Source organism: Variovorax sp. Soil_C_19 (genome assembly GCF_057657255.1).
The window spans coordinates 224309-240593 of sequence record NZ_JBDGIV010000004.1; the positions used below are offsets into that span (position 1 = coordinate 224309).

Annotated in this window: 14 protein-coding genes; 13 read left to right on the top strand and 1 reads right to left on the bottom strand. The window is 70.4% G+C overall.

Annotated elements, in window-relative coordinates; all coding sequences use genetic code 11:
- The first annotated feature begins 23 nt into the window (after window positions 1-23).
- The 4 genes from cbiB to AC3A6R_RS10845 are packed head-to-tail and all read left to right on the top strand — an operon-like array spanning window position 24 to window position 3141.
- Window positions 24-992: an adenosylcobinamide-phosphate synthase CbiB gene (gene cbiB / locus AC3A6R_RS10830; RefSeq protein WP_487862601.1), complete on the top strand. Its 969-nt coding sequence runs from the start codon at window positions 24-26 to the stop codon at window positions 990-992.
- A 3-nt stretch (window positions 993-995) separates the two neighbouring features.
- Window positions 996-2027, top strand: coding sequence for an aminotransferase class I/II-fold pyridoxal phosphate-dependent enzyme (locus AC3A6R_RS10835; protein ID WP_487862602.1), 1032 nt, complete (start codon window positions 996-998; stop codon window positions 2025-2027).
- Between the two features lie 29 nt (window positions 2028-2056).
- A complete protein-coding gene (locus AC3A6R_RS10840; protein ID WP_487862603.1) occupies window positions 2057-2410 on the top strand; it encodes a CidA/LrgA family protein in 354 nt (117 codons plus the stop codon).
- On the top strand, window positions 2407-3141 hold the full coding sequence (locus AC3A6R_RS10845) for an LrgB family protein (protein WP_487862604.1): 735 nt from the start codon (window positions 2407-2409) through the stop codon (window positions 3139-3141). The genes AC3A6R_RS10840 and AC3A6R_RS10845 overlap by 4 nt, the downstream gene beginning before the upstream one ends.
- A gap of 27 nt (window positions 3142-3168) precedes the next feature.
- Here the strand turns inward: AC3A6R_RS10845 and AC3A6R_RS10850 are convergent, their stop codons facing one another.
- The gene (locus AC3A6R_RS10850; protein ID WP_487862605.1) at window positions 3169-4083 is read right to left on the bottom strand and encodes a LysR family transcriptional regulator; all 915 of its coding nucleotides are present in this window, start codon (window positions 4081-4083) and stop codon (window positions 3169-3171) included.
- Between the two features lie 182 nt (window positions 4084-4265).
- Here AC3A6R_RS10850 and AC3A6R_RS10855 point away from each other — a divergent pair, with 182 nt between their 5' ends.
- The 9 genes from AC3A6R_RS10855 to AC3A6R_RS10895 all read left to right on the top strand — a co-directional run bounded on the left by AC3A6R_RS10855 (window position 4266) and on the right by AC3A6R_RS10895 (window position 16261).
- The gene (locus tag AC3A6R_RS10855; protein WP_487862606.1) at window positions 4266-5147 is read left to right on the top strand and encodes an alpha/beta hydrolase; all 882 of its coding nucleotides are present in this window, start codon (window positions 4266-4268) and stop codon (window positions 5145-5147) included.
- A 151-nt stretch (window positions 5148-5298) separates the two neighbouring features.
- Entirely contained in the window at window positions 5299-6549 is a 1251-nt protein-coding gene (locus AC3A6R_RS10860) for an efflux RND transporter periplasmic adaptor subunit (protein WP_487862607.1), read from the top strand.
- Window positions 6550-6589: 40 nt separating this feature from the next.
- A complete protein-coding gene (locus AC3A6R_RS10865) occupies window positions 6590-9862 on the top strand; it encodes an efflux RND transporter permease subunit (RefSeq protein ID WP_487862608.1) in 3273 nt (1090 codons plus the stop codon).
- A gap of 41 nt (window positions 9863-9903) precedes the next feature.
- On the top strand, window positions 9904-11391 hold the full coding sequence (locus tag AC3A6R_RS10870; protein ID WP_487862609.1) for an efflux transporter outer membrane subunit: 1488 nt from the start codon (window positions 9904-9906) through the stop codon (window positions 11389-11391).
- Between the two features lie 91 nt (window positions 11392-11482).
- Entirely contained in the window at window positions 11483-12922 is a 1440-nt protein-coding gene (locus AC3A6R_RS10875) for a cobyric acid synthase (protein WP_487862610.1), read from the top strand.
- Window positions 12923-12933: 11 nt separating this feature from the next.
- On the top strand, window positions 12934-13980 hold the full coding sequence (cobT, locus tag AC3A6R_RS10880) for a nicotinate-nucleotide--dimethylbenzimidazole phosphoribosyltransferase (protein WP_487862611.1): 1047 nt from the start codon (window positions 12934-12936) through the stop codon (window positions 13978-13980).
- 6 nt (window positions 13981-13986) lie between these two features.
- Window positions 13987-14775, top strand: a complete 789-nt coding sequence (gene cobS, locus AC3A6R_RS10885) for an adenosylcobinamide-GDP ribazoletransferase (protein WP_487862612.1) — start codon at window positions 13987-13989, stop codon at window positions 14773-14775.
- Window positions 14772-15329, top strand: a complete 558-nt coding sequence (locus AC3A6R_RS10890) for a histidine phosphatase family protein (protein WP_487862613.1) — start codon at window positions 14772-14774, stop codon at window positions 15327-15329. The genes cobS and AC3A6R_RS10890 overlap by 4 nt, the downstream gene beginning before the upstream one ends.
- Window positions 15330-15367: 38 nt before the next feature.
- Entirely contained in the window at window positions 15368-16261 is an 894-nt protein-coding gene (locus AC3A6R_RS10895) for a helix-turn-helix domain-containing protein (RefSeq protein WP_487864406.1), read from the top strand.
- Window positions 16262-16285: the final 24 nt, after the last annotated feature.

Here is a 16285-nt window from a genome sequence, read left to right on the forward strand (position 1 = left end):
CCACAATTCTGAGCGGCTGACGAATGTCGGAGCCGCTTGTGCCCGAGTTGGTCCTTGTCGTCGCGCTGTGGCTCGCGCTCGCCATCGACCGCTGGCTCGGCGAGCCGGCCGCGCGCTGGCATCCGGTGGTGTGGATGGGGCGGTACCTGGGTTGGATCGGTGCGCGCCTCGCGCCGCGCGCTGAAGCAGCGTGCACCTCGGCTCGTGCCACGCTCTTTGCGTGGGGCGCACTCGCCTGGCTCGCGGGCGCGATCGGCGTCTGTACGGTGGCGATGGCTTTGCAGCAAGCCAGCTTTCGATGGCTGCCCGCCTGGGCCACCGCGCTGGTGCTCGCCGTGGCGCTCAAGCCGCTTTTCGCGTGGTGCATGCTGCGCGGCGAAGTGCTGGCGGTCGAGGCGGCGCTCGGCCTGTCGCTCGCGGCGGGGCGCGCGCAGCTCGCGCAGCTCGTGAGCCGCGACGTCAACACGCTCGACGAGCACGAAGTGCGCGAGAGCGCGATCGAATCGCTGGCCGAGAACCTCAACGATTCGCTCGTGGCGCCGCTGTTCTGGTTCGTGCTGCTGGGGCTGCCGGGCGCGGCGGTCTATCGCTTCGCCAACACGGCCGATGCGATGTGGGGCTACCGCGGCGAGCGCCAGGGACGCGACTGGACCTGGTTCGGCAAGTGGGCGGCACGCGCCGACGATGTGCTGTCATGGGTGCCCGCGCGGCTCACCATGCTGTTGCTCGCGCTGGTGGCGAGGCGGTGGCCGCGGGGCGTGGCCCGCGAGGCGCGCCGCACGCCGTCGCCCAACAGCGGCTGGCCGATGGCGGCGATGGCCTTGCTGCTGGGCGTTCGGCTTGCGAAGCCGGGCGTCTATGCGCTGAATGCCGAAGGGCTGCCTGCCGACACGGCAGACACGCACCGGGCTGCGCAGTGGGGTGGCCGGGCCGTGCTGGCGATGGCGGCTTGCGCATCGCTGGGGCTCTTTCTTTTTCCGACAATGGTCTAGGCGATGGCAGGCGAACCCGCTGCTTTTCAAACTCCGCAACACGGCGGCCCCGACGCAGGCGGTGCGGCCGCGCACGATTTCTCGACCAACGGCAATGCCGCCGGCCCGTGTCCCGCGGCCGTGTCCGCGCTGCGCGATGCCGACGCGCGCCACTATCCCGATCCGGCCTACACCGCGCTGCGCAGCGACCTGGCGCGCTTTCATGGCGTGCCGGCCGAGCGCATCGTGATCGCGGCGAGCGCGAGCGAGTTCATCCACCGAATCAGCGCGGCCTTCGCGCAGATCGGCGGCCGGCAGGTGCTGCTGCCCGCGCACGGCTATGGCGACTACGCGCGCGCGGCATCGGCCTGGGGCCTGCAGGTGCGGCCGGCCGCCGCCGCCGAGGCGCCCGACGGCATGGCGCTGCGCTGGTGCTGCGAGCCTTCGAGCCCGCTTGGCCAGTCGGAGCCCACCCTCGGACGGCATGCCGCGGCAGCGGGCCTCTGCGTGGTCGACATGGCCTATGCGCCGTTGCGCCTCGAAGGCGCGCCGTCGCTCGACGCGCCGGCGCGGCACGGCGCCTGGGAAATGTGGACGCCGAACAAGGCCATGGGCCTGACGGGCGTGCGCGCCGCCTACGCCATTGCGCCCGAAGGTGATGCCGCGCGCGCGATGGTGCGGCACCTGGCGCGGCTCGCGCCTTCGTGGCCGGTCGGCGCCCACGGCGTGGCGCTGCTCGCCTGCTGGACCGGCGAAGACGCACAGGCCTGGCTCGCCGGCAGCCTGCACACCTTGCGCAGCTGGAAGGCGCAGCAGCGCGCGGTGTGCGAATCGCTGGGCTGGCAGTGTTGGCCGAGCGACGCCAATTTCTTCTGCGCGCGCCCCGATGTGCCTTACCCGCCGTTCGCCGTCGCGTTGCGCGCCAAAGGCATCAAACTGCGCGACTGCGCGTCTTTCGGGCTGCCGGGCCTGGTGCGGCTCGGCGTGCTGCCGCCCGCGAGCCAGCAGGCGCTGAAGGAAGCCTGGACCCGTGCGACCATCCGCATTCCGCACTGACCGAACCGACCGAACCGAAGACCGATGCCATGCTGATCGCCATCACCACGCTCTTTCTCTGCCAGCTCGCGGGCGAACTGCTCGTGCAGTGGCTGGCCCTGCCGATCCCCGGTCCGCTGATCGGCATGCTGCTGCTGTTCGTCGGGCTGCTCGTGCGCGGCCACGTGCCCGAAGCGCTCGAGGCCACGTCGGGCCATCTGCTGCGCAACCTGATGCTGTTGTTCATTCCGGCGGTGGCGGGCGTCATGCTGCACTTCGAGCGCGTGGGACGCGAGTGGCTGCCGTTCCTTGCAGCGGGCATAGTCGGCGCCGCATTCACCATGACCGTGACCGCGCTCACGCTGCGCTGGATGATCCGCATCACCGGAAAGGACGCGGAATGAACCCGCCCGCCAAGCTGTTCGAGGTCTGGACCTTCCTGGCCCAGTCGCCGCTGCTGTGGCTGTCGCTGACGCTCCTGGCCTACCTCGGTGCGCTGTGGCTGCATGCCAAGAGCGGGCGCAACCCAGTGGTCAACCCGGTGCTGGTGTCGGTGGTCGTCATCGTCGCGGTGCTGCTCGCCACGCGCACGCCGTACGACACGTATTTCGAGGGCGCTCAGTTCGTGCACTTCCTCATCGGCCCCGCCACCGTCGCGCTGGCCGTGCCGCTCTACGGACAGATTGCGCGGTTGCGGCGGCTCTGGCTGCCGATCGGCGTGGCGCTCATCGTGGGTTCGGTCGCCGCGATCGTCTCGGCCGTCGGCATCGCCTGGGCGCTCGGCGGTTCGCACGAACTGCTGATGTCGCTCGCCCCCAAGTCGGCCACCATGCCGATCGCCATGGGCGTGGCCGAAAAGATCGGCGGCCTCGCATCGCTGGCCGCCGTGGCGGCGGCCGTGGCGGGCATCTCGGGCGCCATCATGGCGACCGGCCTTTTGAACCTGTTGCGCATCGAGGAGCCCGCGGTGCGCGGCTTCGCGGTCGGCATGGCGGCGCACGGCATCGGCACCGCGCGTGCGATCCAGGTGAACGAGACGGCGGGGGCGTTTTCGGCGCTGGCGCTGGGGCTGAACGGGATTGCGACGGCATTGCTGGTGCCGTTGTTGATCAAGCTGTCGGGCGGGTTCTTTTGAGCTGAGGCGCTTGCAGCCCCTGTCCCCTCAGCGTCGCTGCAACCGCGGATTCTTCGCAAACAACTCCGCCGCCCAGTCCACGAACGCGCGCACTTTCGCGCTCAGGTGGCGGTTGGGCGGGTAGACCACGTGGATCGGCAGCGGGTCGCGGTGCCAGTCGGGCAGGAGCTCGACCAGCTCGCCGCTCTCCAGCAGCGGTTCGGCCTGGAAGCTGATCACCTGCGAGATGCCGAAGCCGCCGAGCACGGCGGCGAGATGGGCGTTGCTCTCGTTGACCGACACGCGGTACGGCCCGTTGAGTTCGACGTACTCGTCGCCCTTCTTGAACTCGTGCGGGTAGATGCGCCGCGTGCTGCCCGAGAAATAGCTCACCACGTGGTGGCGCTTTTCGATGTCGTTCGGATGCTGCGGCTGGCCGTAGCGCTTGACGTAGGCGGGCGAGGCCACGGTCACGAAGTGCAGCGTGCCGATGCGCCGCGCCACCAGCGACTGGTCGCTGAGCTCTCCGGCGCGGATCACGCAATCGACGTTGTCGCTGATGAGGTCGACGGCGCGGTCGCTCACGCCGAGGTCGACCTGGATCTCGGGGTAGCGGTCGCAGAAGCTCGCGAGCTCGGGCAGGATGATCAGGCGGGCCACAGAGGTGCCGACGTCGATCCGCAATCGCCCGGTGGGGTTGGCCTGCGCATTGGTCATGCTGGCCTCGATGTCGTCGAAGTCGTTCAAAAGCCGGGCCGCACGCTCGTAGTAGGCGGCGCCGTCGGGGGTGACGGTCACGCGCCGCGTGGTGCGGTTGAGCAGTTTCACGCGCAGGCGCGATTCGAGCGCCTGAATCTGCTTGGTGACCGTTCCCTTGGGCAGGGCGAGCGAATCCGCTGCGCGCGTGAAGGTGCCGGCTTCCACCACGCGGACGAATATCCGCATTGCCTGGATTTGATCCATGGATGAACTTGTTCCTGGGACTCGGCCCCTGCCGAGGGAGGCGGATTCTCACACAAGCAAGCAAATCCCCAGTGCAATACGGATTGTTCGCCGTTTGGAAACAGAGTAGGGGCGGCTTGCCTGTTTAACGCCACGCCGGCCGCCTTATATTTCACCTATCGCCAATCCCCCTGAGGCTGCCCATGTCACCCCGTCCATCGTCCCGCTCCGCCGACGCCGCTGCGCTTGCAGCAGCCGATGGCGTGGAAGCCGATCTCTCGATCGAGCTGCCCGGCCGCGACCCCGTGGGCGCGCGGGTCTACGGCCAGCGCCTCCGCGGTGAAACCGTGCCGCTGGTGCTGCATTTCCATGGCGGCACCTTCGTGTGCGGCACGCTGGACAACGGCCGCAACGTGGCGCGCCTGCTGGCTGGTGCCGGCGCGGTGGTGGTGTCTCTGGCCTATCCGCTGGCGCCCGAATCGCCGTTCCCGGAGCCCATCGAGGTGGGCTACGCCGCCCTCGAATGGCTCTACAAGCAGCGTACCAAGCTCGGCGGCAAGGGCGCCCAGGTGTACCTGGCGGGCGAAGAGGCGGGCGGCAACCTCGCGGCCGCGGTGGCGCTGATCGCCCGCGACCGCGCGCATCCGCCGATCGCGGGGCAGATCCTGCTGTCGCCGATGCTCGACCCCTGCGCTGGCACGGCCTCGCTGCGCCAGGCCACGAACGACGCGGCCGAATGCCGCTGGGCCAAGGGCTGGGAGAAATACCTGAGCTGCCCCTCGAACGCGATGCACCCGTATGCCGTGCCGAGCGGGTCGCTGCGCCTGTCGGCACTGGCACCTGCGCTGGTGCTGGTGGGCGAGGACGACGCGATGCGCGACGAGGCGATGACCTTCGCGGGCCGCCTGCGCGCAGCGGGCATCGAGGTGACGAGCAGCGTGCTGCCCAGCGCCGCGGACTGGCCCAAGGCGCTGTACGACCCCGAGCCCTCGGGCTGCAAGGCCTGCGAGGCCAGCGTGCAGCAGCACTTCCGCGAGTTCTTCAGCGCCACCACGCCGCCGCCCGCGGCGCCTGAGCCCAGCTAGGCGCGCGAGCGCCGCCCACCGCCAGAGAAGCCGCCGCCTCGTCCGAGGCGCGCGACGTGGGCCTCTTTTTTCCTGAAATCCGCCTCTTGGTGCCAAAAGCGCCGGGATGGCCTGTCGCATCCCAAAAAGTCATCGAGAAGGACGAAACATCATGTCGAACAACAAGCCAAGTCTGTCTTCCGCCGCCCGCAAGGGGCTCTGGCCCGCCGTGACAGGGCTGACCGCTGTGCTCGCAGTCGCCGCCGCAGTGCTGGGCATGCACAGCTTCAAGGCCGAGGCCACCGCGCCGGCGGCCGCGCCGCAGGGCACGCCGGTGTCGGTGGCGACCGTGAAGTCGAGCGAGGTCAATGCCTGGGACGAGTTCTCGGGTCGGCTCGAAGCGGTGGAGCGCGTGGACGTGCGTTCCCGCGTGGCCGGCGCCGTGCAGGCGGTGCACTTTCGCGAAGGTGCGCTGGTGAAGAAGGGCGACCTGCTGATCACCATCGACCCCGCACCCTATGCCTCCGAAGTGGAGCGCGCCGCAGCGCAGGTCGCATCGGCACAGGCCCGCCAGGCCTTTGCCCGCAGCGAGCAGGAACGCGCCAAGCGCCTGTGGGACGAGCAGGCCATTGCCCAGCGCGAATATGACGAGCGCGTGAACGCCAGCCGAGAGGCCGACGCCAACCTGCGCGCGGCGCAGGCCTCGCTGCAGTCGGCGCGGCTGAACCTGGGCTACACCCAGGTGCGCGCGCCGGTGGCGGGTCGCATCGGCCGGCTCGAAGTCACCGTCGGCAACCTGGTGGCCGCGGGCCCCGGCGCCCCGGTGCTGACCACGCTGGTGTCGGTGAGCCCGATCTACGCGAGCTTCGATGCCGACGAGCAGGTGATCACGCGGGCGCTGAAGGACCTGCCGAGCGGCGCCGGCGCACGCGGCCAGATCGATTCGATCCCGGTGCAGATGGGCACCGCCGGCCTCGAGGGCACGCCCTTCACCGGCAAGCTGCAGCTGATCGACAACCAGGTCGATGCCCGCAGCGGCACGGTGCGCGTGCGCGCCGCCTTCGACAACAAGGACGGCACGCTCATCCCCGGCCAGTTCGCCCGCATCCGCATGGGCCAGGCGCGCAACGACACCGCGCTGCTCGTGAGTGAGCGTGCGATCGGTACCGACCAGAACAAGAAGTTCGTGATGGTCGTGGGCGACGACAACAAGGCGGCCTACCGCGAAGTGACGCTCGGCGCCTCGATCAACGGGCTGCGTGTCGTGAGCAACGGCCTGAAAGCCGGCGACCGCGTGGTGGTCAATGGCCTGCAGCACATCCGCCCCGGTGCGCTGGTGGTGCCGCAGAGCGTGACCATGGACGCCAAGGCCGACACCAAGCAACAGCAAGCGGAACGCGTCGCGGAAGCCGCGAAGTCCTGAACTCGGAGGGGAGCGCTTTTGCGCTCGCCGGAGAAACAACATGAATCTCTCTAAATTCTTCATCGACCGGCCGATCTTTGCCGGCGTGCTGTCGCTATTGATACTGATAGCCGGCCTTATCGCGCTGCGCGGGCTGCCGATCTCGGAGTACCCCGAAGTCGCGCCGCCCTCGGTGGTGGTGCGTGCCCAGTACCCGGGCGCCAACCCGAAGGTGATCGCCGAAACCGTGGCCACGCCGCTCGAAGAGCAGATCAACGGCGTCGAAGGCATGCTCTACATGGGCAGCCAGGCCACCACCGACGGCGTGATGACGCTCACGGTTACCTTCCGCCTCGGCACCGATCCCGACAAGGCCCAGCAGCTGGTGCAGAACCGCGTCTCGCAAGCCGAGCCGCGCCTGCCGGAAGAAGTGCGCCGCCTCGGCATCACGACCGTCAAGAGCGCGCCCGACCTGACGATGGTGGTCCACCTCGTCTCGCCGAACGACCGCTACGACATCAACTACCTGCGCAACTACGCGGTGCTGAATGTGAAGGACCCGCTCGCGCGCATCGAAGGCGTGGGCCAGGTGCAGATCTTCGGCGGCGGCGACTACTCGATGCGCGTCTGGCTCGACCCGCAGAAGGTCGCGCAGCGCGGCCTGTCGGCGAGCGACGTGGTGGCTGCGATCCGCGGCCAGAACGTGCAGGCCGCAGCCGGTGTGGTCGGCGCATCGCCGGGCCTGTCGGGCGTGGACATGCAGCTCTCGATCAATGCGCAAGGGCGCCTGCAGAGCGAGGAAGAGTTCGGCGACATCATCGTCAAGAGCGGCACCGACGGCGCCGTGACCCGCCTGCGCGACATCGGCCGCCTCGAGATGGGCGCCGCCGACTACTCGCTGCGTTCGCTGCTCAACAACGACCCGGCCGTCGGCATGGGCGTGTTCCAGGCGCCGGGCTCCAACGCGCTCGACATCTCGTCCAACGTGCGCAAGACGATGGCCGAGCTCAACAAGAACATGCCCGAAGGGCTGGAATACCGCATCGCCTACGACCCGACGCAGTTCGTGCGCGCATCGATCGAATCGGTGATCCACACGCTGCTCGAAGCCATCCTGCTGGTGGTGCTGGTCGTGATCCTGTTCCTGCAGACCTGGCGCGCTTCCATCATTCCGCTGCTGGCCGTACCGGTGTCGGTGATCGGCACCTTCGCGGTGCTGCACGTCCTTGGCTTCTCGATCAATGCGCTGAGCCTGTTCGGGCTGGTGCTGGCGATCGGCATCGTGGTGGACGACGCCATCGTGGTGGTGGAGAACGTCGAGCGCAACATCGAGGCCGGACTCTCGCCGCGCGACGCGACCTACCGTGCCATGCGCGAGGTGTCGGGCCCGATCATCGCGATCGCGCTCGTGCTGGTGGCCGTGTTCGTGCCGCTGGCCTTCATCAGCGGCCTCACGGGCCAGTTCTACAAGCAGTTCGCGGTGACCATCGCGATCTCGACGGTGATTTCCGCGATCAACTCGCTCACGCTGTCGCCCGCGCTCGCCGCCTTGCTGCTGCGCGGCCATGACCAGCCGAAGGACGCACTGACGCGCGGCATGGACCGGGCCTTCGGCTGGCTGTTCCGCGGCTTCAACAAGCTCTTCAGCCGCGGCGCGGAAGCCTACAGCGGCGGCGTCAAGAGCGTGATCTCGCGCAAGACGCTGATGCTGGTGATCTACCTCGCGCTCGTGGCGGTGACCTTCGGCCTGTTCAAGGCCGTGCCGAGCGGCTTCGTGCCGGCGCAGGACAAGCAGTACCTGATCGGCTTTGCCCAGTTGCCCGACGGCGCCACGCTGGACCGCACCGACGAAGTGATCCAGCGCATGGGCGAGATCATGAAGAAGAACCCGAACGTCGAAGACGCCATCGCCTTCCCGGGCCTGTCGATCAACGGCTTCACCAACAGCTCGAACTCGGGCATCGTGTTCGCCACGCTGAAGCCCTTCGACCAGCGCAAGCGTGCCGACCAGAGCGGCGGTGCGGTGGCCGGGCAGCTCAACGGCGCCTTCTCCAGCATCCAGGACGCGTTCATCGTGATGTTCCCGCCGCCGCCGGTGGCGGGCCTGGGAACCACGGGCGGCTTCAAGCTGCAGATCGAAGACCGCGCCTCGCTCGGCTACGACCAGATGGACGCGGCGGTGAAGGCCTTCATGGCCAAGGCCTATGCCACGCCGGAGCTCACGGGCATGTTCACGAGCTGGCAGGTCAACGTGCCGCAGCTGTATGCCGACATCGACCGCACCAAGGCGCGCCAACTCGGCGTGCCGGTGACGGACATCTTCGACACGATGCAGATCTACCTCGGCAGCCTGTATGCGAACGACTTCAACAAGTTCGGCCGCACCTACAGCGTGCGCGTGCAGGCCGATGCGCCGTACCGCGCCCGCGCCGAAGACGTGGGCATGCTGAAGGTGCGCTCGACCACGGGCGAGATGGTGCCGCTGTCCGCGCTGATGAAGGTCAACTCGACCTTCGGGCCGGAACGCGCCATGCGCTACAACGGCTACCTGGCAGCGGACATCAACGGCGGCCCGGCCCCGGGCTATTCGTCGGGCCAGGCGCAGGACGCGATCACCAAGATCGCGGCCGAGACGCTGCCCAAGGGCGTGAGCTTCGAGTGGACCGAGCTGACCTACCAGGAAATCCTGGCCGGCAACTCCGCCTTCCTGGTGTTCCCGCTGGCCATCCTGCTGGTGTTCCTGGTGCTGGCCGCGCAGTACGAGAGCCTGACGTTGCCGATCGCGATCATCTTGATCGTGCCGATGGGCATCATGGCCGCGATGGCGGGCGTGTGGATATCGGGAGGTGACAACAACGTCTTCACGCAGATCGGGCTGATCGTGCTGGTGGGGCTGAGTGCGAAGAACGCGATCCTGATCGTGGAGTTCGCGCGCGAGCTCGAGTTTGCCGGCAGAACGCCCATACAAGCTGCGATCGAAGCCAGCCGCCTGCGCCTGCGCCCGATCCTGATGACCTCGCTGGCCTTCGTGATGGGTGTGCTGCCCCTCGTGCTGTCGACCGGCGCGGGCTCGGAGATGCGCAAGGCCATGGGCGTGGCGGTGTTCGCCGGGATGATCGGCGTGACGGCCTTCGGCCTGTTCCTGACGCCGGTGTTCTATGTGCTGCTGCGCCGCCTGGCGGGCAACCGCGCGCTCAAGCTGCATGGCGAAGTGCCGCATGGCGAGGACTTCGTCTCGGCGACGCATCCTGCCGGACCGGCGCCGCATGGCGGCGCGGGCGGTGGCGGCGGGCTGCACCCGGTGCCCGCTTCGCCACGGCCCTCGCACGACTGAACAAGAAGAACAGAACAAACGAACAAAGAAGGAAGCTCATCATGAACTTCAAGCTCTCATCCCGTCTCGCCACGCCGCTGCGTGCGGCCGTGCTGCCGCTGGTGGCTGCGCTGGCCTTGGCCGGCTGCGCGAGCGTGCCTTCGGGCGTGCCCGAAGTCCCGACCACCGCCCAGTTCAAGGAGCAGGGCGCCACGCCACCCGCGGGCTGGACGCACGCCCTGCCGTCCGAGGCCGCGGCGCGCGGCGCCTGGTGGCTGGCCTTCAACGATCCGGTGCTCAATGCGCTGGTCGAGAAGGCCGACGTGAACAACAACAACATCCAGGCCGCCGCGGCGCGGCTCGCCGAAGCCCGTGCGCTCGCGCGCAGCGCCCAGGCCGACCGGCTGCCGCAGATCGGACTCGGTGCCGGCGCCAGCCGCGGCGCAGGGCTCGACAGGGCCATGGCCAGCACGCGGCCGGCCACGATGACCAACATCGGCGCCACCTTCTCGTACGAGCTCGACCTGTTCGGCCGGCTCTCGGGCGCGCGCGACGCGGCGCGGCTCGATGCGCAGAGCCGCGAGGCGCTGCTGCAGAGCACGCGGCTCGCGGTGCAGGCCGAGGTGGCGCAGGCCTACCTGCAGCTTCGCGCGCTCGACGCCGAACGTGCGCTGGTGCGCGAGCAGGTCGAGGCCTACCGCGACACGCTGCGCCTGTCGCAGCGCCGCCAGGCGGCCGGCGACATCGCCGAGCTCGACGTGGCGCGCGTGCAGACCGAGGTGTCGTCGACCGAGTCGGAGGCGCTCGCGCTCGACCGCCAGCGCGCCCAGGTCGAGCATGCGCTCGCGGTGCTGGTCGGCGATTCGGCTTCAAGCTTCGGGCTCGGCATGGCCGAGTGGAACACCGCGCTGCCCTCGGTGCCGCCCGGCGTGCCGGCCACGGTGCTGACGCGCCGCCCGGACGTCTCGGCGGCGCAGCAGGCGGTGCTTGCGGCCCAGGCGCGCGTGGGCGTGGCCCAGGCCGCGTGGTTCCCCGACATCTCGCTGACCGGTGCGGCGGGCTACGCATCGCCCGAGATCGGCGACCTGTTCAAGTGGTCGGCGCGGTCGTGGGGCGTGGGTGCGCTGCTCTCGCTGCCGATCTTCGACGGCGGCCGCCGCGAGGCCGGCGTCCAGGGCGCGAACGCGCAACTCGACGGCGCACTCGCCAACTACCGCAGCCAGGTGCTCGTGGCCTTCCAGGAGGTCGAGGACCAGCTCGCCGCGATCCGCATCCTGCAGGAGCAGTCGGTGGTGCAGGCGCAGGCCGTCACGTCGGCGCAGCGCGCGACCAGCCTGTCGGACACGCGCTACCGCAATGGCTACGTGAGCCAGCTCGATCTGCTCGACGCACGCCGCAGCGAATTGCGCAACCGGCGCCAGGCGCTGCAGGTGAAGGCCGCGCAATACCAGGCGGCGGTCGGGCTGATCCGCGCGATCGGCGGCGGATGGGAGGTGCCGCCCGCGCTGGCGAAGGCGCCTGCCGCGGCGGTGCAGACCGCGGCGCGCTGATTCGCAGGCAGACACACGGAGGCAAGGGGGCGCAAGCCCCTTTTTCCTTGGTGGTGCCCGGGCGGGCACGCGGGCAACGGACAATCGCCGCATGAGATCTCGATGCGTGATGGTTCTGGGCACGACCAGCGGTGCCGGCAAGAGCTGGCTGGCGACGGCGCTGTGCCGCTGGTATGCGCGCCAGGGGCTCAAGGTCGCGCCGTTCAAGGCGCAGAACATGAGTAACAACGCGCGCGTGGTCGACGGCGGCGAGATCGGCAGCGCGCAGTACTTCCAGGCGCTGGCCGCGCGCGCCGTGCCCGAGGTGCGCATGAACCCGCTGCTGCTCAAGCCCGAGCGCGACACGCACAGCCAGGTGGTGCTGCTGGGCCAGGTGAGCGAAGCGCTCACGGCCTTGCCCTGGCGCGGGCGCAGCGAGCGCGTCTGGCCGCAGATCGCCGAGGCGCTCGACGCGCTGCGGGCCGAGAACGACGTGGTCGTGATCGAGGGCGCCGGCTCGCCGGCCGAGATCAACCTGATGGCCAACGACATCGTCAACCTGCGCGTGGCGCGCCATGCCGATGCGCGCTGCCTGCTCGTGACCGACATCGACCGCGGCGGCGCCTTCGCGCACCTCTACGGCACCTGGGCGCTGCTGCCCGAGGCCGACCGCGCGCTGGTCCGCGGCTTCGTGCTCAACAAGTTCCGCGGCGATGCGGCGCTGCTCGCCCCCGCGCCCGAGCAGTTGCGGGCGTTGACCGGCATTCCCACCGTCGCGACGCTGCCGATGTGGTGGCAGCACGGCCTGCCCGAGGAAGACGGCGTGTTCGACGGCAGCAGCCACTCGACCGGCGTGGTCACCCGCACCGTCGCCGTCATCGCCTGTCCGCGCATCAGCAACCTCGACGAGTTCCAGCCGCTCAAGAACGTGCCAGGCGTTCGCCTGGTCTGGGCGCGCACGCCGGCGGAGGTGGCCGGCGCCGACTGGATCGTGCTGCCCGGCTCCAAGCACACGAGCAGCGACCTGGCCTGGCTGCGTTCGCAGGGCCTCGACCGCGCGGTGGCGGCGCATGCCGCGGCCGGTGGCGCGGTGCTGGGCATCTGCGGCGGCCTGCAGATGCTCGGCGAGGCGCTGATCGATCCGCACGGCATCGACGGCAATGCGCCCGGCCTGGGCCTGCTGCCGCTCGCGACTGTGTTCGAGCGCGAGAAGACAGTGCGCCACCGCAGCGCCACCTTCGGCGCGCTGGCTGGGCCATGGGCCGCACTGTCGAACGTGCGCATCGCGGGCTACGAGATCCACCACGGCCGCACCGCCATCCATCCGCAGCTGGCCCACGACGGCCGCGAGGCGATGGCCGGGGGCCTGGCCTGGCAGAACACGCGCGGCAACGTGCTGGGGCTGTACCTGCATGGCCTGTTCGAGGACCCCGCCGCGCTGCAGGCGCTGTTCGGCGCCGCCGCGCCGACGCTCGACACCACCTTCGACGGCCTGGCCGACTTCATCGACAACCACTTCGAGGCCGGCATGCTGCTGGGCCTCATCGCATGACTCTCGATCGCATGACTTCCGACGACATCATTCCGACCCTTCCCGACCTGCATGACCCCGCGCTCGCGGCGCGGCTGCAGGCGCTGCTCGACAACAAGACCAAGCCGCTCGGCGCGCTCGGCCGGCTCGAAAGCCTGGCGCTGCGGCTCGGGCTCATCCTCGGCAGCGAAGCGCCGGCGCTCGAAGCGCCGCAGATGCTCGTGTGCGCGGCCGACCACGGTCTCGCTGCGCGCGGCGTCTCGGCGTTTCCGAGTGACGTGACCTGGCAGATGGTCGAGAACTTTCTCTCGGGCGGCGCGGCCGTGAGCGTGCTCGCACGCCAGCACGGGCTCACGCTCACCGTCGTCGACTGCGGCGTGCGGCGCGACTTCCAGCCGCGGCCGGGCCTGGTGCAGCGGCGCATTGCGGCGGGCACGGCCGACGCCTCGACCGGGCCCGCGATGACGCCCGCGCAATGCCGCGAGGCCATCGCCAACGGACGCGAGGTGGTGCACGCCTTGCCGGGCAACGTGCTGCTGCTTGGCGAGATGGGCATCGGCAACAGCTCGGCCGCGGCGCTGCTGCTCGCGCGGCTTGCCAACCTCGACATCGATGGCTGCACCGGTGCGGGCACCGGCCTCGATGCCGCGGGCCTGGCGCGCAAGCGCTCGGTGCTGCGCGAGGTGCTGGCGCTGCATGCCTCGGCCGTCGCGCCGCTCGACGCATTGGCGGCTTTCGGCGGCTTCGAGATCGCGACGCTGGTGGGTGCCGTGCTGCAGGCCGCGCACGAGCGGCGCGTGATCGTGGTCGACGGTTTCATCGCGAGCGCTGCGGTGCTCGTGGCGCAGGCGCTCGCGCCGCATGTCGCGCAGCGCTGCGTGGCGGCGCACAGCTCGGCCGAGCCGGGCCACGCGGCGATGCTGCGGCAACTGGGCCTCGAGCCGCTGCTCGACCTGGGCCTGCGCCTGGGCGAAGGCTCGGGCGCGGCGCTGGCGTGGCCACTGCTCGAATCGGCTTGCCGCATCCTCCGCGAGATGGCGAGCTTCGCGTCGGCCGGTGTGTCGCAGAAAGAGGCCTGAGAACCCGTGAACGGCGTTCGTCACTTTCTACTGGCCCTGCAGTTCTTCACGCGCGTGCCCGTGACCGGGCGCCTGGCCCAGTGGGTCGGATTCAGCCCGCAGATGCTGCGGGCGAGCGCGGCGCATTTTCCGGGCGTGGGCTGGCTCGTTGGCGCCGCGGCTGCGGGCGTGTTCGTGCTGGCGCTGCAGGGCCTGCCTGCGCTCGCGGCGGCACTCCTGAGCATGGTGGCGACGGTGCTGCTCACCGGCGCCTTCCATGAAGACGGCCTCGCCGACGTGGCCGACGGGCTCGGCGGCTCGGCCGACCGGGCGCGCGCGCTCGAGATCATGAAGGACTCGCGCATCGGTGCCTTCGGTGCCATCGCGCTGGTGCTCGCGCTCGGGCTCAAGGCCGCGCTGCTCGCCGCGCTGGCCGCACCGGGCGCCTCGCTGGTCGCCATCGCGGTGGCCGTGGCCGCAGCGCATGTGCTGTCGCGGCTCGCGCCGCTGTTCCTGATCCGGTGGCTGCCCTACGTGGGTGAGGCCGGCGCGAGCAAGGCCAAGCCGCTCGCCGATGCGATCGGCGGCGGCGCCTTGTTGGTCGGCGTGCTCTGGTCGCTGCCCGCCATCGCGCTGCTGCTGTGGGCGCAAGGCCCCGCGCGCACGCTGGCCGTGGCGCTGGCCTGCGCGCTCGCGGCGCTGGCGATGGCGCGGCTGTTCAAGCGCCGGCTGCAGGGCTTCACCGGCGACGGGCTCGGCGCGACCCAGCAGGTGTGCGAACTCGCGATCTACCTCGCGCTGGCGTGGCAGGCATGAAGCTCTGGCTCGTGCGGCATGCGCAGACCGAGGCCTCCCCCGGCCAATGCTATGGCGCGACCGATGTGTGCGTGCCGCGCGAGGCCACGCTGACGGTGGCGCAGGCGGTGGCGGCGCGCCTGCCCGACGGCGTGGTGTTACTGGACCACTCGCCGCTGCGGCGCTGCGCCGAACTGGCAGAAGCGATCGCCGCGCTGCGCCCCGGGCTCGCGGTGCGGGCCGATGCGCGTTTGGCCGAGATGGACTTCGGCGCCTGGGAAGGCCGGCCGTGGTCGTCCATCGCACGCGCCGAGTTCGAGGCCTGGACCGGCAACTTTGCCGCAGGGTTGCCTGGCGGGCATGGCGAAAGCACCGATCGGTTCATGCGGCGGGTCGGCGCGGCTTTCGACGAATGGCGCGCGTCGGGGCAGGAGGAGACGGTGTGGATCACGCATGCCGGCGTGATGCGCGCGGTGCAGCTGCTGCAGCAGGGCGTGCGGCGCGTGGACGATGCCGCGCAATGGCCGTCGGCGCCGATTGACTACGGGGCCTGCCTGCTGATCGAATGCGGTTGAGGCGCGGCCCCGTCCGCGCCGACATCACCGACCGCGCCATGTCCCCATCGCCCGCGCCCGAGCGCCTCTATGTCCGCCTCGACGAGGACCCCTTGCACGGGCCCGAAGCCGCGATGCCCGCGGGTTCGCTGCAGGCCTTTGCAGTCCCGGCGCCGCTGAGCCTGCATGTGGCGCACATCCTGCGCTACCGCGAGACGGTGCCCGAGGGCCGCGAACTGCGCGAGCGCGTTCTGCCCGACGGCGCGGTGCGGCTGGTCTTCAACCTCGGCGATGCGCCTTCGGCGGGCGAAGGCGCGGGCCTGCCCGTCGAGGCGGTGGGAGCCTCGGCCGCGCCGGCGCTGGTGCGCCTGCGCGGCCGGGTCGAAGGGCTGTCAGTCACGCTGCGCCCCGGTGCGGCCGCGGCGCTGCTCGGCGTGCCGGCCAGCGAGATCGCGGGCACGGCCGTCGACCTCGACCTGCTCTGGCGCGGCCAAGGTGCCGAATTGCGCGAGCGCATGGCCAGCCAGCCCGATGATGCTGCGCGCGTCGCGCTGCTCTGCGAGGTGCTGCGAGAGCGGCTGGGCGAAAGCCGGGATGCGGCGCATCCGGCCGCAATGCGTGCCGCGCAGCTGATCGCGGCATCGGGCGGCCGGCGCTCGCTGCGCGACGTGGCGGCGGCGGTCGGTGTCGGAGAACGGCGCCTGCAACAGCTGTTCCGGCAGCAGGTGGGCCTGTCGCCGCGGGCCTGGGCTCGCCTGGCACGGCTGCATGCGTGTCTGCGCGCGCTGCGGCAGCCTGCGCTGCTGCCCATGCCGGCCTGGGCGGAACTGGCGCTCGACGCCGGCTTCTACGACCAGTCGCATCTCGTCAACGAGTTCAAGGCGCTCTGCGGCCTCACGCCGACGGAATTCGTCGGCCGCGCGGTTTCGGGTTCTTCCAAGACGGCGGCTTGAGGCGGCGATACCTTCGTCGCTTTG

What these genes read in the sequence shown, in the direction of transcription:
- AC3A6R_RS10870 (WP_487862609.1), top strand. Translation starts at nt 9,904, where the DNA reads ATGAACTTCAAGCTCTCATCCCGTCTCGCCACGCCGCTGCGTGCGGCC.
- AC3A6R_RS10875 (WP_487862610.1), top strand. Translation starts at nt 11,483, where the DNA reads ATGAGATCTCGATGCGTGATGGTTCTGGGCACGACCAGCGGTGCCGGC.
- AC3A6R_RS10860 (WP_487862607.1), top strand. Translation starts at nt 5,299, where the DNA reads ATGTCGAACAACAAGCCAAGTCTGTCTTCCGCCGCCCGCAAGGGGCTC.
- cobT (WP_487862611.1), top strand. Translation starts at nt 12,934, where the DNA reads ATGACTTCCGACGACATCATTCCGACCCTTCCCGACCTGCATGACCCC.
- AC3A6R_RS10840 (WP_487862603.1), top strand. Translation starts at nt 2,057, where the DNA reads ATGCTGATCGCCATCACCACGCTCTTTCTCTGCCAGCTCGCGGGCGAA.
- cbiB (WP_487862601.1), top strand. Translation starts at nt 24, where the DNA reads ATGTCGGAGCCGCTTGTGCCCGAGTTGGTCCTTGTCGTCGCGCTGTGG.
- AC3A6R_RS10895 (WP_487864406.1), top strand. Translation starts at nt 15,368, where the DNA reads ATGTCCCCATCGCCCGCGCCCGAGCGCCTCTATGTCCGCCTCGACGAG.
- AC3A6R_RS10855 (WP_487862606.1), top strand. Translation starts at nt 4,266, where the DNA reads ATGTCACCCCGTCCATCGTCCCGCTCCGCCGACGCCGCTGCGCTTGCA.
- AC3A6R_RS10845 (WP_487862604.1), top strand. Translation starts at nt 2,407, where the DNA reads ATGAACCCGCCCGCCAAGCTGTTCGAGGTCTGGACCTTCCTGGCCCAG.
- AC3A6R_RS10850 (WP_487862605.1), bottom strand. Translation starts at nt 4,083, where the DNA reads ATGGATCAAATCCAGGCAATGCGGATATTCGTCCGCGTGGTGGAAGCC.
- AC3A6R_RS10890 (WP_487862613.1), top strand. Translation starts at nt 14,772, where the DNA reads ATGAAGCTCTGGCTCGTGCGGCATGCGCAGACCGAGGCCTCCCCCGGC.
- AC3A6R_RS10835 (WP_487862602.1), top strand. Translation starts at nt 996, where the DNA reads ATGGCAGGCGAACCCGCTGCTTTTCAAACTCCGCAACACGGCGGCCCC.
- AC3A6R_RS10865 (WP_487862608.1), top strand. Translation starts at nt 6,590, where the DNA reads ATGAATCTCTCTAAATTCTTCATCGACCGGCCGATCTTTGCCGGCGTG.